Here is a 20,506-nt window from a genome sequence, read left to right on the forward strand (position 1 = left end):
TGTGCGTACGGGTACTTGTGGGGCGGAAGCGGCGGGGGTTGAGGCATGGCGGGGAATCGTCCGGCGGATTGGCATGTCCTGGACCTGGACAAGGACCCAACTCCCGGCGATCCGCACCGCGTCCGCAACCTGGCGAAGAACCTGCACGACTTCGCCGATGACGTGTCGAAGGTTCTTCGCGACATCAAGGGGATGGCGGGTGAGGATGCGATCCTCACCTGGGCGGGCAAGACGGCGGAGTCCTTCACGGCGGAGTTCGAGGACGCGCCGGGCAAGCTGAAGAAGCTCAAGAAGAGCTACGAGATGGCGGGTGACGCCCTCTCCTCCTACTGGCCGGAGCTGGAACGCTCCCAGGCCCTGGCCGACAAAGCCCTCGCCCAAGGGCGCGAGGCGCAGACCAGCCTGAGCGCCGCCCAGTCCCGCCTGACCTCGGCCGACTCCTGGGTGGACCGGGCGGGCAAGGAAGCCGACAAGTACAAGGACGACGACGGCGGCAGCAAGGCCGGCAAGGACGTGCCCAAGCCCGACCCGGACAAGGTCAAGGCCGCCACCCGCAACGCCAACTCCGCCGAGAAGGCCCAGACCGCCGCCAAGTCGGACGTCTCCGCCGCCAAGAGCCACCTCGATGCCGCGAAGAAGATGGCCGAGGACGCCCGCAAGATGCGCGAGAACGCGGCCGGGACGGCGAAGAAGAAGCTCGAAGAGGCCTCCGACGCGGGCATCCAGAACCGCAAGTGGTGGGAAGAGGTCGGGGACTGGGTCACCGACAACTGGGACACCATCGTCGCCGTCTGCAAGGTCGTCGTCGCCGTACTCGGCGTCATCGCCATGATCATCGGCGGCCCGATCCTGGGCGCGATCGTCCTGATCGCGGCCCTGGTGGTCCTGGCCGACACCCTTCATAAATACGCGAATGGAGAAGCAGGCCTACTCGACGTCGCTTTCGCCGCCCTGGACTGCATCCCCGGCATGAAGGGCCTCACCAGCCTCCGCGGCCTCGCCAAGGGCATGAAGGGCTTGAAGAGCGGACTCAAGGGTCTGGCCCTCGGTGCCAAGGGGCTGGGGAAGGGCGCGCGGCAGGGTGCCCGGAGCATCAAGAAACTCTTCACTTGCGGTGACCCGGTGGACGTGTCCACCGGCGAGATGGTCATGTCCGCCACCGACGTCTCGCTGCCCGGCGTCTTGCCTCTCGTTCTCGAGAGGAACCATCGAAGCAGTCTTCGCTCCGGTCGCTTCTTCGGTCCGAGCTGGTCCTCGACGCTTGATCAACGCCTGTTGCTGGACGCGACCGGTGTCCGGTTCATAGCCGATGACGGAATGGTGTTGCACTATCCCGTACCTGATGCGGGCCTGCCGGTTCTGCCTGTGGAAGGCCCGCGATGGCCACTCGAATGGGATGGTTCTCAGGACGGCTGGATCACGGTGGGGCGCCCTGACACCGGGCTCACGCTTCGCTTCCGCCCGCTGAACGGCGGGGCGTCGGCCGAGCTTCCCCTGTCCGAGATCAGGGACCGCAACGACAACACCGTCAGGATCACGTACGACCGGGAAGGGATGCCCGTCGAGGTCACCCATCACGGCGGCTATCGGATCGGTGTGGCCACAGAAGCCGGACGCGTCACCGCGCTGACGCTGACCAGCGCCGCCGACCAGCCGACGCTGGTGCGCTACGCGTACGACGATCGAGGCAACCTCGCGGAGATCTACAACTCCTCCGGGGTGCCGCTCAGGTTCACCTATGACGCCCATCACCGCATCACGGGCTGGGACGACCGAATCGGCAGCTGGTACCGCTACACCTACGACGATGCCGGACGATGTGTCGCCTCGCGGGGAATCGATGGAATTCTCGACTACACATACGCCTACGACGAGGCGAATCGCACCACGACTGCCACCAACTCGCTTGGCCACCGCACTCGGTACAAGTTCAACGACGCATTTCAACTGGTCGAAGAGACGGACCCTCTTGGCCACCTCACGGCCAGAACTTGGGATCGGTACGACGCGCTCCTGACGCAGACCGACCCGCTGGGCCAGGTCACCGAGTTCGAGTACGACGACTTCGGCCGGACCACGTCGCTGCGTCTCCCGGACGGGTCGCTCACCGCGACCGAGTACGGGGCGCTCGGTCTGCCCGAGCGCATGGTGGAGGACGACGGCGCGGTATGGCTGCAGCGGTACGACGGTGGTGGCAACCTTGTCGAGGCGGTTGACCCGTCCGGGGCGGTCACCCACTTCACGTACAGCGAGCACGGGGGACTCTCGTCACACACCGATGCCGACGGCCATGTCCGCACCCTGACATCCGATCTCGCGGGCCTGCCACTGTCGTTGACCGACTCCCAGGGCGCCACCACCGCATGTGTGCGTGACGCTTTCGGCCGTGTCGCCGAGTTGGTGGACCCGTCCGGGCAACGTACGCGCATGGGCTTCACCATTGAGGGACGGCCGACCTTCCACGAGCACGCGGACGGCAGCCGTGAGACGTGGGAGTGGGACGCGGAGGGCAACGAACTCGCCCACCACGATCCCTTCCAGGGCACGACGCAACACGAGATCGGTGCCTTTGACCTGCCTGCGTCACGCCGGAACCCGGACGGCTCGGTACACCGGTACGTCTATGACACCGAACAGCGTCTGATTGCCGTGACCAGCCCGGGGGGACGTAGCTGGACATACGACTTCGATGCCGCGGGCCGGCTGGTCGCCGAATCGGATTTCGACGACGTCACCCGGAAGTACAGCTACGACGCGTCCGGCCGACTCACACGGCGGGAGAACGGGGCAGGCGAAGCCGTCGACTTCACCCTCGATGCCGTGGGGAACATCGTCGGACGCCACACACCGGACGGTGAGGTGTCCACATACCGTTACAACGCGGCCGGCCAGGTCACCTGGGCTCGGAACGCGAGCGCTGTAGTAGCCCTGGAGCGCGATCCGCTCGGCAGGATCATCAAGGAGACGGTCAACGGGCGGTCCGTTGTATCCCGGTACGACGCTCTGGGGCGCCGCACCGAACGCGGCACCCCGTCGGGGGCGGTATCCCGATGGGCGTACGACACGGAGAGCCGGCCCACCAGTTTGGCCGTCGGCCCCCACGCTCTGTTGTTCCGTTACGACAGCGTGGGCCGAGAGGTGGAACGCAGCCTGGGAACCGGGGCGCTCCTCGCTCAGAGTTGGCAGCCGGGCCATCACCTGAAGGAACAAAGCCTGCTCCGCACAGCCGGTCATGGTCACCTTACGAACGCTGGCGACCGCGGGGCCGATGTGCTCGAACGTCGGCGTTATGCCTACGCGTCTGGTGGCCTGCTCTCCTCAGTCGATGAACTGCGCACTGGTACGCGGGATTACACGCTTGACGGGGCGGGCCGTGTGACCGCCGTGGATGGTCCTTCGTGGCACGAGCGCTACGGCTATGACGCCATGGGAAACATCGCCGCCGCGGCGACGGGCACGTCCCCGGCCGTCGAACCGGACGTCCGGGAAACGCGGGGCACGCTGGTCAAGCGAACAGGCCGCTCGACATACGAGCACGACGCCGAGGGGCGGGTCGTCAGGCGCATCCGCCGCACTCTGTCGGGACTGCGGAAGATCTGGTCGTACGGGTGGAATGCCGAGAACCGGCTCGTGGCTGTCGAAACACCGGAGGGGGAGCACTGGACCTATGAGTACGACCCACTCGGCCGTCGTATCGCCAAACGGAATACCTCCGGGGGTGAAAACCCGGATGATCACGTCCTCTTTGTCTGGGACGGCGAGAACCTGGCCGAGGAGTCGTCCGCCATCAGCGGGGAGACCCGAACCTGGGAGTATGAGCCGGACTCGCACACGGCGGTCTTCCAGATTGATCAGAACCCCTCGCAGGACGCGTATGACGAAGAGTTCTATGCGATCGTCGCCAATTCGGTCGGGACGCCGACGGAGTTGGTTTCGCCGAACGGGGAGATACGTTGGCGGAACAATACTTACTTGTGGGGCGGGCCGGCAGGAACAGCACCCGCAGAGGTTTCATGTCCCTTGCGTTTCCCGGGGCAGTATCTCGACGCGGAGACGCAGTGGCATTACAATTTCGCGCGCTACTACGACCCTGAGTCAGTTCAGTACACGTCCCCCGATCCGCTGGGTCTGACACCCCAGGACAACAATCACGGGTTCGTCCTCAACCCGCTGGCATGGCTCGACGTACTGGGCCTTGCCCCCTGTGCGAAGACTTTGGCGCGCAAGGCCTGGCAGTTGCGCAACAGTCAGGGTGGATACCTCGTCTACCATGGACTTGACGCCAACCAGAACATCATCTACGCCGGCATCACCAACAACCTGGCCCGTCGAGAGGCCCAGCACATAGCCAAGAACTATGGGATCACGCAGCTCGTTCAGGTCCCCGGAGCCGCCGGCCTCAAGAAGTGGCAGGCCAGAGCGATCGAGCAGGGCCTCATTCACGATGTCCGTGCATCGGGGTTCAGCAGGAGCAAGAACGGTGTACCCATCGGGCAGATCAACTCCATATCGCCGAAGAGGTCGCATTTCAATGCGGCTCTGAGGTGGGGAAGAATATTCATGTCGTGACGTCTTCGGGCGTCATGGATGAACGACAAGGATGTAGCTAATGGCATTGAAGAAGATGAAGGGTCAGCGCAGGCAGCACGCGGCGGGTGACGTGTTCGTCCTCCAGTTGGAGGACGAGAGCTACCGTTTCGGCCGCATCGTCAAGGTCGGGGAGAGCACTCCTCAGGCGCGGTTCCCCGGTGGAATCCTCGCGTATGTCTATGACGTTCCGTCGGCCGATCAAAATCCCGACCTGACACAACTCACTCCGGACCGCCTGCTCATGCCGCCCTTCTTCACCATGGGCTGGGTTTGGTCCAAGGGGTACTTCCGGACGGTCACGCATGCGGAACTGACTCCGGATGATCTCCTGAAGCAGCACTGTTTCTATGACGCGTACTACAAGGACTACGTCGACGAGAACGATCGCCGCATCTCTGAACGTGCCGACCCTTGCGGAGTTTTCGCTCTCTCCAACTTCGAGTACTTCCAGCACGAAGTTGACGAAGCGCTCGCGGGTAATCCCGTGGTGGGACGTCACCGGGAAGAAAAGTAGGCCCCTGAACAGGTGGCGGTTGGCCCGCACCGCACCGGTCCGACGAGGTACTCCTGGATTCAAGTGGGCGAAAATTCCCGCATGGTGATGGCACGGCCCTGGTACGCATCGGCCCCCGTCGTGGCCGGGCTGCCCGGCGGATGCCGGTGACGCCCTGGAGCGGCCGCACGACAGGTCGGTCCGACCGGAGTTCACCGTGCCGCTGCCTGGCGGCTTCGCGCTTCTCGTGCGCTACGACAGCGGCGAAGACTTCACGACCACAGACATCGCGCTCACCGGTGGCGGCGGGCGGCAGCCGACGTAGGGGCTGGTGAGTCGGAGCTCGGCCCGACGGCAGCGCCGCCGGGCCGAGCCCGCAGCCGGCTCTAGCGGCGGTTCATCCCCCGCTTCACCTTCTTCCCCGCAGCCGACTCATCCAGCGTCTTCCACAGCTTCGACGAGCTCACCGACGTGTAGACGCCCGGGGCTCCCTGTGCCCCGCATCCGTCTCCGTACGACACGACGCCCACCTGAATGGGGGCCCTGCGGCCGGGGACGTTGCGGAAGATGGGGCCGCCGCTGTCGCCCTGGCAGGAGTCCTTGGTCTCGACTCCCGCGCAGAAGTTGACCTTTGAGTTGTACTCGGCGTAGCTCGTGCCGCATTCCGCGTGGGAGAGGATCGGGACCTTTACCTCGCGCAGGCGGTCCGGGGTGTTGGGGAGTTCCGTGTCCGTGTTGCCCCAGCCCGCGACCGTCGCCTTCTGGCCCGGGCGGATCAGGGCGTCCGTGCCCTGGGTGGGGAGGGCGATCGGGGAGATCCCGCGCACCGGCTTGCTGAGCTGGATGAACGCCACGTCGTACGCCTCCTGGCCCTTGAGGTAGCGCGGGTGTACGACCACGCCGTCCTTGGCGACGTTGCGTATCTGGCCCTGGCCGGACTTGGAGAGGACCGTGCGGCCCACTGCTACCTGGAGCTTCTTCGGCTTCAGGGGCTTGCCCGCGTCGTTCACCAGGCAGTGTGCCGCCGTCATGATCGTGTCCGCCGTCACGAGGCTGCCGCCGCAGAATTGGCGGTCGAGTGCGCTGCCGGACCCCTTGTCCATGACGGCCGCCATGAAGGGGTACGCGTCGTTGGATACCTCGGTGCCGCCGATGATCGCGTGCGCCGGCGTTGCCGTGGCGATCAGGGCCAGTGCCGCGCCCGCCGTGGCCGCGGCCGCGGCCGCTGAGGTGGAGGCGGAGGTGGACGCGGACTTCATCCGACGCTTCTTGGAAACTGAGTGAAAGGAAAGTCTCATGGGGGTTGAATTTCTCTTCCGTGTTGCGCAGAGCAGGAGTTCTTGGTTGTTCTGCACGTGAGACGGGTGATCGCGGGTGGGGGTTCATCGGGGGCCGGGCTTGTCGAGAGAAGAGGGGACGGCCGCGCCGTCTGAGCTGCCTGAGCCGCCTGTGCCGCCTGGGCCGACTGAGCCGACTGAGGCGGAGTTCGAGGCCCGGTTCGGGTATCCGCCCGGCTGCAACTCGATCGCCATCGCAAGAGGGTCGGAGGAACGGGAACCTGAGCGCCTTGAAATCGCGGAGGAGCGCTCTTCGCGCTCAGTCGGACCGACGGCGTGACCGTGTATCACCTGCCCCCAGGCCGAGTTGACGGGCAGACGTACCACTCGGCGCCCCCGTCCCCCGTGCCGGTCGAAGTCCTGGCCCCGAGCTTGCGGGCCTCCCTCACCTACGTCGAAGACCAGCTGCGGCAGCAGAGGAGCTGAACCCCGCAGCACCCCAGCGGTGCGTCACACATGGCCGAAGTCCAGGCACGTGGCCGAAGTCCAGGACATGGCCGAAGTCCCGACACATGGCCGAAGTCCAGCCAACCAAGACCCCCGGGAACCACTCCCGCCCCTCCACGCGTCATCCGTGCGGCTGATGGATCAGCTCCCCATCGGTCGCACAGTCCGTGGTGTTCCTCATCACCGCGCCCACCACCGCCCGTTGCGCAAACAATCGATATTCGCGTACGCACATCCTCCTCTCCGCCCGCGAACCCGGAATGCGTGGGAACCATGGAGTACGGATTGCGCGTGGATAACGATGAGGGGGACGGGCCGCAGCAGTCTTAACGCGCCTTGAGGGGCTTATGTGCTGCTGATACGGTGCGATGACTTGACACTGTGCCTGGGGCTGAATAGCCCGCCCGAGGCGGGCGAAGAGAGTCGCGAGTGTCTGAAAATGACCGAATCTTCTTGGGCGTGCGGGGAGCAGTTGCGTGAAGATCCAAGAGCGTACGGGGGCGGGCAACAGCCGTTCCGCCGCGCCGGTTCAGCAAGCGGTCGGTGAGCGCCTTCCCGCGCCGCCTCGCGAGCGCAAACCGGCACTCGCCGCCCTGGCCGTTCTGCTCATCCTCGTCGGCGCCCTCGGCGCCACCGTCCTCGTGCTGCGCGCGGGGGACCGGATCGAGGTCGTCAAGGTGACGGCGGAGATCCCCGCGGGGGAGTCCGTCGTGCGCGACAAGAACGTCACGTCCGTGATGGTCGCCGAGGACTCGGGCGTCAACTACGTCAAGTGGTCCCAGGTCGACAAGCTGGCGAAGCTCAAGGCCACCAACACGATCCCCAAGGGCGCCGTCGCCGTCGGCGAGATGTTCTCCAGCAAGAGCGGCCTGCCCGCGGGCAAGTCGGCCGTCGGTGTCTCCCTCAAGGAGGGGCAGTACCCCGCGGACGGCCTGAAGGCCGGCGACAGCGTGGACGTCTACCAGGTCGGCGACGACGCTTCCGGAGGAAGCTCCGGCGACAAGAGCACCGGCGGCTCCGCCGGATCGAGCGCGAGTGACTCGCCGATCGTCTCGGCCGCCCGTGTCAGCTCCGTCGCGGACAAGAGCGACGCCACCGTGAGCACCGGTGCCCTCGGCATCACGCTCCTGGTGGACAGCGCCGACGCCGCCGCCGTGACCAGGGCCGCGTCCGCCGGTGCCGTCTCGCTCGTCCAAGTGTCTCCCAACGGCAACTAGAGGCGAGTAGAAGAGACATGGCGCTCATTGCTCTCGCCGCGGACAAGGGTTCTCCCGGAGTCACCACCGCAGCCGTCGCGCTCGCAGCCGTCTGGCCGCGCCGCGTGCTCGTCGCGGAGACCGACCCCGCCGGTGGCGACCTGGTCTACCGCAGTGCCGCCGCGCACGGCGGCCCGCTCAACCCCAACACCGGGATGCTCAGCATCGCGGCCACCGCCCGTCGTGGGCTTGTTCCTGACCAACTCTGGGATCACACACAGCCGTTGAGCGGTGGGCTGGAGGTTCTCGTCGGGCTCGGAATCGCCGAACAGGCCGCCGGTCTCGCCGGGCTCTGGCCGACGCTCGGCCGCGCCTTCTCACAGCTCGCCGACTCCCCGAACGCGCCCGCCGACGTGATAGCTGACTGTGGTCGCATCAGTGGGGACACCCCGGCCGTCGAACTCTTCCCGCAGGCAGCCCTCGTGCTGCTCGTCTCGCGGACCGAGCCCGAGGCCATCGCGCGCGTACGCGACCGTGCCGCGGCCCTCGCCGCCAAGCTGCACGGCGGTTCGCGCGGGGCCGCGTCGCTGGCCACTCCGCTCATCGGCGTACTCCTGATCGCCGACCCCTCGACGTCCGCCAAGCTCGTGCACCAGGTCAACGACATGCTGATGGCCGCGCAGACCGGCGCCCGCGTCGTCGGCACCCTCGCCGAAGACCCGGCGGGAGCCGCGCAGTTGGCGGGCCGCAAGCGCGGACGCCTCGACAAGTCGATGCTGATCCGCTCGGCCCGCAAGGTCACCGTCGACCTCTACCAGCAGTACGGCGCCGCATGGGCCAACCCGACCGCGGGCACGCGCGGGGCCGGCCGATGAGCGTTCCCGTCGATCACCAGCTCGTGAAGCGGTTCCGGCAGGACGCCGGTGACCGCATCGCCGAGCAGCGCCGCCTGGACCAGGTCTCCGGCGTCACCCCCATGTCGGGCGAGGACGAGCGGCAGTACGCCCGCGCGGTCATCGCCCAGATCCTGGAGGAGTACGCCCGGATAGAGATCAACGCCGGGCGGACCCCGCTGGACGCCGAGACCGAGGAGAAGTACGCGGCCGCGGTGCACGCGGCGCTCTTCGGCGTAGGACGGCTCCAGCCGCTGCTCGACGACCCCGAGGTCGAGAACATCGACATCAACGGGTGCGACCAGGTCTTCGTCGGATACGCCAACGGCCGTGAGACCAAAGCCGATCCGGTCGCCGAGACCGACGAGGAGCTCATCGAGCTCATCCAGATCCTCGGCGCCTACTCCGGTCTCTCCTCGCGCCCCTTCGACTCCGCGAACCCGCAGCTCGACCTCCGGCTCCCCGACGGCTCACGTCTGTCGGCCGTCATGGACGTCACGCGGCGCCCCGCGCTCTCCATCCGACGTGCCCGCATGGGCAAGGTCTTCATGTCGGACCTGGTGGGCAATGGCACGGTGACCCCCGAGGTCGCGCACTTCATGGCGTGCGCGGTGAGGGCCCGCAAGAACATCATGATCGCGGGCGCGACGAACGCCGGAAAGACCACTCTGCTGAGGGCCCTCGCCAACGAGATCCCGCCGCACGAGCGTCTGGTGACCGTCGAACGAGCCCTTGAGCTCGGCCTCGACCAGTACGCCGACCTGCACCCGAACGTCGTCGCCTTCGAGGAGCGCCTGCCCAACTCCGAGGGCCAGGGCATGATCTCGATGGCGGAACTCGTGCGCAGGTCGCTCCGTATGAACCCCTCCCGCGTCATCGTCGGTGAGGTACTCGGCGACGAGATCGTGACGATGCTGAACGCGATGTCGCAGGGCAACGACGGCTCGCTCTCCACGATCCACGCCAACAGTTCGAGTGAGGTCTTCAACCGCATCTCGACGTACGCACTCCAGGCCACCGAGCGGCTGCCCATCGAGGCCAGCCAGATGCTCGTGGCCGGAGCCGTCAACTTCGTCGTCTTCATCCAGCGGCGCAACAACTACCAGACCGGCGGCAAGCTCCAGCGCATGGTGACCTCGGTCCGCGAGGTCAACGGCGTCGACGGCCGCGTCCTGTCCAGCGAGGTCTTCGCAGAAGCCGCGAACGGGCAGGTCGTCGCGCACGCGCCGATCGCCTGCATGGACGACCTGGCCGCGTTCGGCTACCGCCCCGCCGGGCAATGGGGGTGAGCACGACATGAACTCACTCGGCTCGATGGGCGGCCTCTTCTCGCTGCCCGTCCTGTACGCACTGGGCTGCGGCATCGCCGTCGGCGGCGGCCTCGCGGTCCTCGCTCTCGCGCTGCGCGGGCTGCCGGTGAAACCGGAGCACGAGAAGCAGAAGGCCAGCCAACGGATGAGCGAACTCATCCGGTTCGCGGGCCAACGCGGCTCGCTCGCCATCGGCGTGGGCCTGGTGGTGCTTCTCCTCACCCGGTGGGCGGTCGCGGGCATCGCGTCCGGCATCCTCGTCTTCTTCTGGGACAAGCTGTTCGGCGGCGCGGCGGAGGAGCGGTCGCAGATGCGCCGCGTCGAGGCCCTCGCCGCCTGGACGGAGTCCCTGCGCGACACCATCGCGGGCGCGGTCGGCCTGGAGCAGGCGATCCCGGCCTCGGCGCGGGCGGCGGCGCCCGTCCTCCGTCCCCACCTGGACGCCCTGGTGGACCGGCTGCGTGCGCGTACGCCGCTTCCCGAGGCCCTTCAGATACTGGCCGATGAGATCGACGACGCGTCGGCCGACATCATCGTGGCGGCGCTGATCCTGAACGCGAAGCTGCGCGGTCCCGGCCTGCGCCAAGTGCTCGGCGCGCTCGCCAAGTCGGCGCGCGAAGAGGTCGACATGCGCCAGCGCGTGATGTCGCAGCGCGCGTCGACGCGGCGCTCGGTGCAGATCGTGGTCGCGGTGTCGATCGCGTTCGTGCTGGGCCTCTCGATCTTCAACCGCGACTTCGTCTCGCCGTACGGCACGGCGGTCGGCCAGCTCGTACTCGCCTGTGTCTGCGGCCTGTTCGCGCTCGGCTTCTGGTGGCTGCGCAAGCTCTCGACGGTGGAGACGCCGGACCGCTTCCTGGTCCGGGACGAGCCCGGCGTGCAGTTCGTGCGGCCGCGGGGGGCTGGTGCGGGCGCGGTTCCCGGCGCAGGTGACCAGGCGCCCCTGCCGGGCCACGCCGGTCCGTACGGGCAGCCGGGTCAGCCCGGCCACACCGGCCATGCGAATCCCGAGGGGGTACGTCGATGAGCCTGACGATGCCGATAGTGATCGGCGCCATCATGGGCCTGGGCATCTATGCCCTCGTACGTGCCCTGATGCCCTCCAAGCGGAGTGCGGTCGCCACGGTCGCGCGGATCGACGCCATGCGGGCCAGGGGCGCGGCGTACGAATCACATCGCGCGTCCGCCGACAGCAAGGACGACTCGGGCCGGCTGGGTACGGCCCGGGCCCGCGTGGGTGCGAGGGTCGCCGACTTCTACCTGCAGCAGGGCTGGGAACAGCGCTCGCTGCGGGCCGATCTGGCGGTGCTCGACCGCAGCTGGGAGAAGTTCCTGGCGACGAAGACGCTGCTCGCGGCCGCGGGTGTCTTCTTCGGACCGTTCCTGTTCGCCGTCATCTGGTCGCTGGGCGTCGGCAACAGCCCGATCATCCCGGTCTGGCTGGCCCTGATGTTCGGCGCTCTCTTCTTCTTCCTGCCCGACCTCGAAGTGCGCCGGGACGCCGCCGACAAGCGGCGCGACCTGCGCCGCGTCATCGGCGCCTATCTCGACCTGGTGTCGATGAGCCTGGCGGGCGGCCGAGGACTCCCCGAAGCCCTGATGGCGGCGGCGGAGATCTCGGACGGCTGGGCGACGCAACGCATCCGGAACGCGTTGGCCGATGCCCGGATCACCGGCATCAGCCAGTGGCAGGCGCTCGGTGCCCTCGGCGAGGAACTGGGCATCGAAGAGCTCAAGGACCTGTCGGCCTCGCTCGCACTGGTGGCGGACGACGGAGCGAAGGTGCGCGAGTCGCTCGCCTCCCGCGCGGAGACGATGCGGCACCGCGAAATGGCCGAGATCGAGGGCAGCGCGGGCGAGAAGTCCCAGTCGATGCTCGTCGCCCAGCTGCTCCTCTGCGCGGGCTTCCTGGTCTTCCTCATCTTCCCGGCGGCGATGCGCGTGTTCCAGGTCTAGCGATCTTTACGGCGAAGGACGGGCCGGCCGACGGGGACGGCCCGACAGTCTCCCCCCACTCCTGAGAGGACAACTCACCATGAACGGACGGAACTTCAGTACCGGCATCCCGGCTGTCGACTTCCTGGTCACCTTCCTGCGGGGCCGCGTCGAGCGTGCCCGCTCCGGCGAGCTCGACCGCGGCGCGTCCGCGGTCGAGTGGGTCATCATCTCGGCGGTCGTCGTGGCGATCGTCGGCGTGGTGGCCGCGATCATCAACACCGCGCTCAAGGGCGGGGCCGACAAGGTCGGGGACTGCATCGAGGGCGCGGACGCCGGCAAGACCTGCTGATCGATCGGCTGACGGGGAGCGAAGGCGGGGACGAGTGCGCGGGTGCGTGAAGCGATGGGTACGCCGCAGGGTGGAGGCAGCCTCCGCCCGCGGTGAATCCGGCATGACCGCGATCGAGTTCGTGCTGCTCACCCCGGTGCTCTTCTTCATGATCTTCGCGACGGTGCAGTTCGCGCTGTACTTCTTCGCGGATCACGTCGCGCAGGCCGCGGCCCAGGCGGGCGCGCGCAAGGCCCGTGCGACGGCGGACGAGAACCCGGGCGGCTGGCGCGGCGACGCGCGCGACGTGGTCGACGCCTACATCCAGCAGCTGGGCCCGCAGTTGGTGATCAGCCCCGACGTGAAGACGATGGAGCCGAAGGCGAACACGGTCGGGGTGGAGATCACCGCGAGCGTTCCCTCGGTCTTCCCGGGCCTCGACCTGACGGTGCACGCGCAGTCGGCGGGGCCGGTGGAGCGGTTCGTCGAGGAGGGGGAGGGCGGCTGATGAGGAACGCATGGGCGGCTGCCCTGCGCCGCCGACGCGACGCGCTCGGCCGCGGGACGGACAGGGGCTTCGGGACGGACCGGGGCTTCGGGACGGACAGGGGCTTCAGGACGGACCGGGGCCTCTCCACCATCGAGGTGGTCATCCTCGCCCCGGTGATGATCCTCTTCATCTTGGTCCTGGTGGCCTTCGGCCAGCTCGTCGACGGCCGGGGGGCCATCGACGGAGCGGCGCGGGACGCGGCGCGTGCGGGATCGATCCAGAAGGATCTGGGCACGGCGATGGCGGAGGCGAAGGCGGCCGCGGAGGCGGACCTCGCGGACATCTGCTCGGGCCCGATCAGCGTCAACAAGACCAGCAACGGCTTCCAGGCCGAGGTCGACCCCTTCTTCACGGTGGAAGTGAGCTGCAAGGTGCGGGGCTTGGACATGATCGGCCTCGACGTGCCGACGACGCTGACGGCCAGCTTCAGCTCCTCGCTCGACCCGTACCGGAGGTCGGTGTGAGTACCTCTCGCGTGCTCGGGTGGGTCTCGTCCCGCCGGGAACGCCTCGACGACCGTGGCTCGGGCGCGGGCGCCGTCATCATCTTCGCGATCGTCTTCCTCTCGCTCTCGGCCTTCGTCATCGACGGCGGCCTGTCCATCTCCAAGCGGGAGAGGGCCGCGGACATCGCGGAACAGGCGGCTCGGTACGCGGCGCAGGACGTCGACCGCGAGGGCATCTACGAAGGCGCCAAGGGCGCCCCCATCAACTACGAGAACTGCGGCGCCCGAGCCCAGGCGTACGCCCGCTCGACGGACATGACCGCCGCGGACATCGCGGCAACCCACTGCGTGACGGCCAACGCGAACCAGGTGGAGGTCGAGGTCCAACTGACGTACAGCCCGGTGTTCACCGGCCTGTTCTACGGCGGTGATGTGACGGTGCGAGGGAGTGCGGTTGCGGAGAATGAGGTGGGTTGAGGGGCCTGAGGTGGGGTGCGGGCCCTGAGGTGGGGTGAGGGCCCTGAGGCGGGCTGAGTGGGCTGGCCTGAGGCCGTCCGCGTCCGCGTCCACATCCGCTTCCACGTCCACCCGGAGGGTCATCGGACTCATCCGACTTTCACTCCGCCGGTCGTCGCTCCTGCGGTGACTTCCGCCGGGTACGCGGGGTTTACCGCCTGTTCCCCTTCGGGGAGATACGGGAGCGGTCGGGGCGGGAAAGGTGGGCGGCGGGCTGCAGTTCCGGCAGTTCCGGTGCACGCCCGGCCCTGCTAGTCGCCCTCTCCCTTGCCCTTCCCCTTGCCGCCCTTCTCCTTCACGCCCTCCGAGACGTCCTTCGCCAGCTTGTCGTCCAGCTTCTTGAACTCCCGTACGACGGCGTCGGACATGTCCGCGAGCGCGGTCAGCTGCTGGGTGATGTCCTCGCGGCCGTCTTCCCAGTTGGACTCGAAGTCCTCGAGCGCGTCGTACACACCGCCGTCGCCGATGTCGTCCTTGTACGACTCGAAGGTCTTCTTCGTACGGTTCATACGGTCCTTCACGGACCGCAACCGGCTCCCGTAGTCCTCCAGATCGCTGAGCGGAAGTGCGAGGTCGCTCTTGCCCTTGCCTGCCATCCCGTGTCCCCCTCAGTCCGGCTCCGAAGACGATTATGACCTGTTCCGTGGTTCCGGGGCCGGGACAGCCTTTCCGGCTTCGGGCCAGTCCCCGCCGGTCAATGTCGCCGTCAGACGCCCCTCGTCGCGTTGCACCTCTACGTCCATGCCGCTCGCAGCGGCCTCGGCGAAGGCGGTGGGTGGGGTGGTGTCGCAGACGAAGACGAAGTGCAGGGTGTGGGGCGGGGTGTCGTGGTCGGGTACTCCGTCGGCGTCCAGTCGCAGGTTGGCCTGCCAGGCCGCCTGGCAGAGGACCGAGACGAACAGCCCGAGGAAGTCGGCCTTCGACAGGCCGTCGGCGTGGTCGATCAGGACCGCGACGTCCTTCGTCCCGCCGCCGTGGCCGTGGCCGTGGCCGTGGCCGTGCCAGTCGTGGAGGCAGTCCACGAGGGCGTCCCAGTTGTGGCCGAAGCAGGCAGGGAAGGAGAGCTGCCGGGCGAAGGCGGCGAACAGGGCCGGTGGCTCCCGCAGTTCCCTGCCGTCCAGGCGGATCACTCGGCCGCCCAGCTTCTGGAACTCGGCGGTCTCCGCGCCCAGCCATGGGTCGCCGTGCCGTGCGAAGACGACCCATGGTGCGCGTCGCCGGGTGAGGGTGGCGCCGGTGTCCATGGCGTTGCGGTCCTGGTCCTGGTGGAGGCGTGGAGGCCCCTGGGAGGTCAGCGGTTGATCGACTGGATTTCCTGCACGTCCATGTCCTGGGTCGTCTCGAAGGTGCCCTCCGGCAGCATGTGCTTGCCGTCGTTGTCGGAGCCCTCCCAGCTGATTTCCCAGGTGATCGACGCCTTGAGCTCGTACGGCTTTCCGTCCGTGGCGCGGAGGTAGTTGATGCCGCACGGCGGGTCCTGCTTCGACTTGCCCTTCGTGTAGGGCGTGCCGATGCTGCCGTCTTCGTTGATCTCGCATTCGCCGGACGCGGGGAAGGTTTCCGCGTCGGCCGTGCCGGGTTCGAGGTGCAGGCTCTTCGGCTTGGCCGTGGTCTCCGCCCAGAGGGGGGTGTTGGGAAGCTCCGCGCGGACCTTGACGTCCTTGAAGGCGCCCTTGTCCAACCACGCCCAAGTCGGCAGGTTCACGGTCGACTTGGCCTCCGGCTTCAGCTCGATCTTTGTGTCCGGGACCTTCACCTTGTCGTAGGCGTACTCGGCCAGCATCTTGGGGGTCGGTGCGTTCGGGTCGTTCGGGATCTCGCCCGCGTCCACCCAGAACATGATGCGGCCGCAGTCCCAGGACTTGGGGTCGGTGTCGTCAGGTGCCACTCCTCGCCAGAAGCGGCCGTCCTTGCCCTCGTTGTAGTCCTTGTAGCCGTCGGCAGAGCTGTTCGTCGGCTTGTTCATGTCGAAGTTGTCGGCCGGTTTGCCGTCACGGTAGTGGTCGGTCCACAGCCCCTTGCCCCACCAGGACTCGTGGATGCCGACATCGCCGCCGCCGTCCGTGTCGACGAACTTCTTCAGCTCGGCAGAGGTGAACGCGGGCTCGTACCAGCAGGCCGGGGGCTCCCAATTGGGGTCGATCGGGGCGAGGTTGCCCTTCTTGCCGCCGCCACCTCCACCGCTGGGGTACGAGAGCTGAATCGAGGAGACGCCGGCCGAGAGGGTTCCGTTCTTGTCGGAGTCGCCGGTCGGCTCCTGGGCCGGAGGCTGGGTGGTGCCGCCGGGCAGGTCGTCGGCGTGGGCGGTTCCCGCAGCCCCAAGGATCAGCGCTGTCGCGCCGACCGTGAGGCACCGCCACGCGCGAAGGCTCTTCGTCATCCTCGGCATTCCTTCACCCTCCCCTGGACCTCGATCTTCTGGGCCTTCCAGATCTTGTCCTCGCCCCTGGGCGGGCTCATCAGAAGGCTGAACTTCTGGTAGCTGTCGAGGGATTCCTTGCCGTAGTGGATCTTGCCGCCCTTGATGTCCTTGCTGAAGGACTTGGCCTGATTGCGGCAGAAGGTGACGAGTACGGCTTTCCCGCCGCTCAGCTCGGTGGCCTCGGACTCGTAGTAGCGGTCCGTCCCGGTGGGCACCCAGCCGCCGTCGATCCACGCCTTGATCTGGGTCTTCGCGTATCGGGACGCCTGCGCGCCCGAGTAGTACCGGTAGGCCGGGTCGTTCACGTCCTGCTGGACGATGCCGTGCTTGAGGGCCCGGACGTAATTGGCCGCGTTGTCGACGGCCTTCGCCTGCTTCGGGTCCGACGGTTTGGCGAAGTCGAAGACGAGCTTCAGGTCCTTCGGGACGCTGAGGTCCGGCCCCTTGCCGTCGGCCGACGCCGAAGCCGACGGTTTGGCCGACCCCTGCCCCGCCCCCTCGATCTTGTCCGAGGAGTCATCACCCCCGCCGCCACAAGCGGTAAGCAGCAGGGTTGCGCTCGCCACCAGCGTGGCAACGACGGGCATGGTGCGACGGGCCACGATGGCAGTCCCCCAGGTTCGGCAGTGTGCGACATGTGTGCAGCAGAGAATGGAGCCGATCGACGCTACCAGGCGTGGGTGACCGGCATTAGTGGGCCTTGTGAAGGTTCTCGCGGCCGGTGAGATGACGGAAGCGAACGGTCCCCAAGTGCTACGGGGGCGCAGCGAAGCCGTGCCGCAACTGTGACGCGCGGTGGTGAATGTCCCTTCTGGGCGGGCAGGCGAGGGCCGGGAGTGGGCCAGATCGGGCGTGAAGCGCTCAGGGGGAGTTGGATATATGGAGCAACTCGGGCCCAAACGGGCAGTCGGTGAAGTCCCTTACGTCCCCTCGAGAGCCGCTGCCCCTGTCTGACCTCCGGCCCCTTCCGTACCATCGCCTCAGTACGCTCGGCCCATCGCGGCACAGACCGCTGGCCGCTGATCCCTAACCGCTCCCTCTCAGAGGACAACAGGACACCCGCCATGGCGCGCACCACTTCAAGTTCGACAGGCGGCCCGTCGGCTCCACGGAACCGGACGCCGCAGCCGCTGCCCCGGCGTCGACGTACGTTCGGGGACTTCGTCAAGGCGTTCCTCGCCTTTGTCGCGTTGGCCGCGCTCGTCTTCGGCGTGCCTGGCGCCCTCGCGATCGCCGTGGGGTGGCCGCTTCCGGGCGGTGCGCCCTCGCTGGACTGGTTGCAGCAGGAGATCACGGTCGGGACGTTCATCAACGTACTGACCGTCGTCGTCTGGCTCGCCTGGGCCCAGTTCACCGCCTGCGTGCTGGTGGAGGTCAAGGCCGCGCTCTCCGGTGTGGGGATGCCGGGTCGCATTCCCGGCGCCGGCGGCAGCCAGCTCCTGGCCCGTCAACTCGTCGCCGCCCTGCTCCTGGTGGGCGCCACCGCCGCCAGCTTCGCGCCGGGGCTCTCGCAGTTCGGGCAGTCCCTGGAGGGGAACCAGAAGCCCGCCTCCGCCGCTTCCGCCCAGCAGACCCCCGGTGGTCTCTTCGGGCAGGAGCAGGCCGGCAGCGCCGCCAGTGCCGTCGCCGAGCAGGCCGAGCAGGCTGCTGACCGGGCGGGCAGCAGCGCCAAGGACGGGGACACGAAGTACTACCGGATCCAGCCGCCCGAGGGCCGTCACCACGACTCCATGTGGGAGATCGCCGAGCGGCACCTCGGGGACGGGCGGCGGTACAAGGAGATCTACCAGCTCAACAAGGACCGGGAGCAGCCCGACGGGTCCCGCCTGTCCGAGGCCAGCCTCATCCGGCCCGGCTGGATCATGGAGATGCCCGCGGACGCGCACGGCGGCGAGCTCGTCGAGATGCCCGACGAGGCGCCCAAGGTCTCGCAGGACGTGAAGGAGCAGATCTCCGACTACGCCAAGTCCGGGGAGCACCGGCAGGGTGGCGGCGCCCAGGAGCAGGGCGGCGGTCAGCAGGGCGACCGCGACACGGCGCACATCACCATCCCCGAGCAGCGCCCCTCCGAAGGCGCCGGCAAGGGCAAGCAGGAAGTCCCCGTCGTCAGCAGCGGCAGCGAATCCGAGGGGTTCTCCTTCGGGCTGCCCGAGGCACTCATCGGTGCGCCGCTCCTCGCCGCCGGGCTGCTCGGCGCGCTCGGACGCCGTCGCCGTCACGCGCTGTGGCAGTCGGCCATGGGTGCCGTCGGCGGGCGTCGCGGCATGGAGCCGCCGACCCCGACCGGGGGCGCGGCCGATGTGCAGGACGCGCTGCTCGTGGGGGCCGACCCCGAGGGCGTACGGCTGCTCGATCTGTCGCTCCGGGGCCTCGCCGCCGCCCTCGCCGAGGAGTCGCGGGCCCTGCCGACCGTCTACGCGGCCTGGCTCAGCAACGGCGACCTGCACCTCCAGCTCGCCCAGCCGGCCGGACGGCCGCCCGCCCCTTGGCAGTTGGGGCAGGACCAGACGTTCTGGATGCTGGCGCGGACCGATGCCGAGCGGTACGAGGATGTGGACACCGCCGCTCCCTATCCGGGGCTCGTCAGCCTGGGAACGCTCGACGACTCGCGGCTCCTGCTCAATCTCGAAGCCGTGCCCGGTGTCGTGTCGCTGAGCGGGCGCGAGGCCGACCGTGCCGCCGTCTTCGCCTCCGTGGCCGCCGAGCTCGCCACCAACGGGTGGTCCGACCGCATGACCATCACCCTCGTGGGCTTCGGGCAGGACCTGACGCCGCTCGCGCCCAACCGGCTGCGGCACCTCGACGACATCGAGGCGCTCATCGAGACGATGGAGGCCGAGACGCGGCAGCGGCGGGGCGCGCTGGGTGCCGCCGGGCACGACTCGGTCCTCACCGGCCGTACGGGGCCCGCCCAGCACACCCGCTGGGCGCCGCATCTGGTGCTGCTCGCCGCGGAGCCCGAAGGGGACGACGCCGTGAAGCTCGCCGAACTGGCCGCCGACGCGAGCCGGTTGGGCATCGGGTACCTCGTCGGCACCGAGTCCGGTGACCTGCCGGGCGCCGCGTGGGAGATGGAGATCACCCCCGAGGGCAAGCTCCTCGCCCCGCTGCTCGGCCTCGAGCTTGAGGCGCAGGCGCTGCCCGAGGCCCAGCAGCGTGCCGTGGTCGAGCTCTTCGTCGACGCCGACCCCGGCGAGGGCGAAGGCGGTGGTTCCGGTTCCGGTCGTACGGGCGCCGCTCCGCCGTTCCTCGTCGACGTCACCGAGCAGGGGCGGCCGGCGGTCTACGCACGCCTCGTCGGCACGTACGAGATCATCGGCCTCGACACGCCGGACGGCGAGCGCAGCCCGCTGATGCACGAGGCGCTCGCGCTGCTCCTGCTGCACCGCGAGGGCGTGCACCCGCGGGTGCTCTCCTCCGCGCTGTGGCCGCGCGGCGCCACCGAGGACGTACGGGACGCGCTCATCGAGCGGCTGCGGGAGTGGCTCGGCACCGAGCCGGACGGGACGCCGCGGCTGAAGGCGGACCGGAGCGGGCGGCTCACGCTCGCCAAGTCCGTGGTCTCCGACCTGGACGTGCTGCGGTCGCTGTACCACGAGGCCACTCAGGGGCGCGGGGCAAACAGCCGGGCCGTGCGTGGGCGGATGCTCACCGACGCGCTGGTGCTCGTACGCGGGCCGCTGCTCTCGGACCGGCCGCAGGGGCGGTACGGGTGGCTCACGCACGAGATCATCGACGCGCAGCTGCCGCTGCTGGTGGCCGACATCGGGCTCGCCCTCTCCGAGTTCCACCTGGAGAAGGGGCGCGCGGAGAAGGCCATCGAGGCGCTGAACGCCTCGCTGAATTCCGCACCCGGGGACGAGCGGCTCTGGAACGAGTTGCTGCGGGGCACCCACGCGGTGGGTGATCCCGCCCGGCTTCAGGCCGTCGCCGCCGATCTCGTTGCCCGGAGCGGGGCGCGGGGCGTGCCGCCGCGGACCGAGGCCCTGCTGGACGAGCTGCTGCCCGCCTGGCGCAGTGGCCTCACCGCGGTCAGCTGAC

The 20,506-nt window shown here is 68.4% G+C and carries 17 protein-coding genes; 12 read left to right on the top strand and 5 right to left on the bottom strand.

The features are described 5' to 3' along the window. The first annotated feature begins 45 nt into the window (after nt 1–45). Entirely contained in the window at nt 46–4,569 is a 4,524-nt protein-coding gene (locus ACWD02_RS37875; protein WP_451219855.1) for a DUF6531 domain-containing protein, read from the top strand. 40 nt (nt 4,570–4,609) lie between these two features. Next, nucleotides 4,610–5,104 carry an immunity 26/phosphotriesterase HocA family protein gene (locus tag ACWD02_RS37880; protein ID WP_451219858.1) on the top strand — a complete coding sequence of 165 codons (495 nt, stop codon included), beginning with the start codon at nt 4,610–4,612 and terminating at the stop codon, nt 5,102–5,104. Between the two features lie 365 nt (nt 5,105–5,469). Here ACWD02_RS37880 and ACWD02_RS37885 read toward each other — a convergent pair whose 3' ends face one another. Beyond that, nucleotides 5,470–6,342 carry a S1 family peptidase gene (locus ACWD02_RS37885; RefSeq protein ID WP_451219860.1) on the bottom strand — a complete coding sequence of 291 codons (873 nt, stop codon included), beginning with the start codon at nt 6,340–6,342 and terminating at the stop codon, nt 5,470–5,472. 1,001 nt (nt 6,343–7,343) lie between these two features. Between ACWD02_RS37885 and ACWD02_RS37890 the strand changes: the two genes are divergently transcribed. From ACWD02_RS37890 to ACWD02_RS37930, 9 genes are all read left to right on the top strand, one after another. Continuing rightward, nucleotides 7,344–8,084: an RcpC/CpaB family pilus assembly protein gene (locus tag ACWD02_RS37890; protein ID WP_451219863.1), complete on the top strand. Its 741-nt coding sequence runs from the start codon at nt 7,344–7,346 to the stop codon at nt 8,082–8,084. 17 nt (nt 8,085–8,101) lie between these two features. Next, complete coding sequence (locus ACWD02_RS37895; protein ID WP_451219866.1) at nt 8,102–8,938, top strand: hypothetical protein; 837 nt, start codon at nt 8,102–8,104, stop codon at nt 8,936–8,938. Continuing rightward, the gene (locus tag ACWD02_RS37900; RefSeq protein WP_451219869.1) at nt 8,935–10,245 is read left to right on the top strand and encodes a CpaF family protein; all 1,311 of its coding nucleotides are present in this window, start codon (nt 8,935–8,937) and stop codon (nt 10,243–10,245) included. Before ACWD02_RS37895 ends, ACWD02_RS37900 begins: the two co-directional genes overlap by 4 nt. A 7-nt stretch (nt 10,246–10,252) precedes the next feature. Beyond that, nucleotides 10,253–11,293 carry a type II secretion system F family protein gene (locus ACWD02_RS37905; protein ID WP_451219872.1) on the top strand — a complete coding sequence of 347 codons (1,041 nt, stop codon included), beginning with the start codon at nt 10,253–10,255 and terminating at the stop codon, nt 11,291–11,293. Continuing rightward, the gene (locus tag ACWD02_RS37910) at nt 11,290–12,222 is read left to right on the top strand and encodes a type II secretion system F family protein (protein ID WP_451219875.1); all 933 of its coding nucleotides are present in this window, start codon (nt 11,290–11,292) and stop codon (nt 12,220–12,222) included. The genes ACWD02_RS37905 and ACWD02_RS37910 overlap by 4 nt, the downstream gene beginning before the upstream one ends. A gap of 79 nt (nt 12,223–12,301) precedes the next feature. Then, entirely contained in the window at nt 12,302–12,553 is a 252-nt protein-coding gene (locus tag ACWD02_RS37915) for a hypothetical protein (RefSeq protein WP_363212777.1), read from the top strand. A gap of 103 nt (nt 12,554–12,656) precedes the next feature. Further along, nucleotides 12,657–13,040, top strand: coding sequence for a TadE family protein (locus tag ACWD02_RS37920; RefSeq protein WP_451219878.1), 384 nt, complete (start codon nt 12,657–12,659; stop codon nt 13,038–13,040). Further along, nucleotides 13,040–13,546 carry a TadE/TadG family type IV pilus assembly protein gene (locus tag ACWD02_RS37925; RefSeq protein ID WP_451219881.1) on the top strand — a complete coding sequence of 169 codons (507 nt, stop codon included), beginning with the start codon at nt 13,040–13,042 and terminating at the stop codon, nt 13,544–13,546. The genes ACWD02_RS37920 and ACWD02_RS37925 overlap by 1 nt, the downstream gene beginning before the upstream one ends. Then, nucleotides 13,543–14,004 carry a pilus assembly protein TadG-related protein gene (locus ACWD02_RS37930; RefSeq protein ID WP_451219884.1) on the top strand — a complete coding sequence of 154 codons (462 nt, stop codon included), beginning with the start codon at nt 13,543–13,545 and terminating at the stop codon, nt 14,002–14,004. The genes ACWD02_RS37925 and ACWD02_RS37930 overlap by 4 nt, the downstream gene beginning before the upstream one ends. Nucleotides 14,005–14,294: 290 nt before the next feature. Here ACWD02_RS37930 and ACWD02_RS37935 read toward each other — a convergent pair whose 3' ends face one another. The 4 genes from ACWD02_RS37935 to ACWD02_RS37950 are packed head-to-tail and all read right to left on the bottom strand — an operon-like array spanning nt 14,295 to nt 17,052. Then, a complete protein-coding gene (locus ACWD02_RS37935; RefSeq protein ID WP_365823695.1) occupies nt 14,295–14,639 on the bottom strand; it encodes a hypothetical protein in 345 nt (114 codons plus the stop codon). 33 nt (nt 14,640–14,672) lie between these two features. Next, the gene (locus ACWD02_RS37940) at nt 14,673–15,287 is read right to left on the bottom strand and encodes a barstar family protein (RefSeq protein WP_451219886.1); all 615 of its coding nucleotides are present in this window, start codon (nt 15,285–15,287) and stop codon (nt 14,673–14,675) included. A gap of 47 nt (nt 15,288–15,334) precedes the next feature. Continuing rightward, nucleotides 15,335–16,432 (bottom strand): hypothetical protein, encoded by a 1,098-nt coding sequence (locus tag ACWD02_RS37945; RefSeq protein ID WP_451219889.1) that lies wholly within the window; start codon nt 16,430–16,432, stop codon nt 15,335–15,337. Then, nucleotides 16,420–17,052, bottom strand: a complete 633-nt coding sequence (locus tag ACWD02_RS37950; protein WP_451219892.1) for a hypothetical protein — start codon at nt 17,050–17,052, stop codon at nt 16,420–16,422. Before ACWD02_RS37950 ends, ACWD02_RS37945 begins: the two co-directional genes overlap by 13 nt. A 477-nt stretch (nt 17,053–17,529) precedes the next feature. Here ACWD02_RS37950 and ACWD02_RS37955 point away from each other — a divergent pair, with 477 nt between their 5' ends. Further along, a complete protein-coding gene (locus ACWD02_RS37955; protein WP_451219895.1) occupies nt 17,530–20,505 on the top strand; it encodes a BTAD domain-containing putative transcriptional regulator in 2,976 nt (991 codons plus the stop codon). The last annotated feature ends 1 nt before the right edge of the window (nt 20,506 follow it).

This window comes from Streptomyces sp. NPDC002853 (genome assembly GCF_053591915.1).

Bases quoted from the DNA above. Each gene is read 5' to 3' on its own strand.
- ACWD02_RS37875 (WP_451219855.1), top strand. From the start codon at position 46: ATGGCGGGGAATCGTCCGGCGGATTGGCATGTCCTGGACCTGGACAAG.
- ACWD02_RS37880 (WP_451219858.1), top strand. From the start codon at position 4,610: ATGGCATTGAAGAAGATGAAGGGTCAGCGCAGGCAGCACGCGGCGGGT.
- ACWD02_RS37885 (WP_451219860.1), bottom strand. From the start codon at position 6,342: ATGAAGTCCGCGTCCACCTCCGCCTCCACCTCAGCGGCCGCGGCCGCG.
- ACWD02_RS37895 (WP_451219866.1), top strand. From the start codon at position 8,102: ATGGCGCTCATTGCTCTCGCCGCGGACAAGGGTTCTCCCGGAGTCACC.
- ACWD02_RS37900 (WP_451219869.1), top strand. From the start codon at position 8,935: ATGAGCGTTCCCGTCGATCACCAGCTCGTGAAGCGGTTCCGGCAGGAC.
- ACWD02_RS37905 (WP_451219872.1), top strand. From the start codon at position 10,253: ATGAACTCACTCGGCTCGATGGGCGGCCTCTTCTCGCTGCCCGTCCTG.
- ACWD02_RS37910 (WP_451219875.1), top strand. From the start codon at position 11,290: ATGAGCCTGACGATGCCGATAGTGATCGGCGCCATCATGGGCCTGGGC.
- ACWD02_RS37915 (WP_363212777.1), top strand. From the start codon at position 12,302: ATGAACGGACGGAACTTCAGTACCGGCATCCCGGCTGTCGACTTCCTG.
- ACWD02_RS37920 (WP_451219878.1), top strand. From the start codon at position 12,657: ATGACCGCGATCGAGTTCGTGCTGCTCACCCCGGTGCTCTTCTTCATG.
- ACWD02_RS37925 (WP_451219881.1), top strand. From the start codon at position 13,040: ATGAGGAACGCATGGGCGGCTGCCCTGCGCCGCCGACGCGACGCGCTC.
- ACWD02_RS37935 (WP_365823695.1), bottom strand. From the start codon at position 14,639: ATGGCAGGCAAGGGCAAGAGCGACCTCGCACTTCCGCTCAGCGATCTG.
- ACWD02_RS37940 (WP_451219886.1), bottom strand. From the start codon at position 15,287: ATGGACACCGGCGCCACCCTCACCCGGCGACGCGCACCATGGGTCGTC.
- ACWD02_RS37945 (WP_451219889.1), bottom strand. From the start codon at position 16,432: ATGCCGAGGATGACGAAGAGCCTTCGCGCGTGGCGGTGCCTCACGGTC.
- ACWD02_RS37950 (WP_451219892.1), bottom strand. From the start codon at position 17,052: ATGCCCGTCGTTGCCACGCTGGTGGCGAGCGCAACCCTGCTGCTTACC.
- ACWD02_RS37955 (WP_451219895.1), top strand. From the start codon at position 17,530: ATGGCGCGCACCACTTCAAGTTCGACAGGCGGCCCGTCGGCTCCACGG.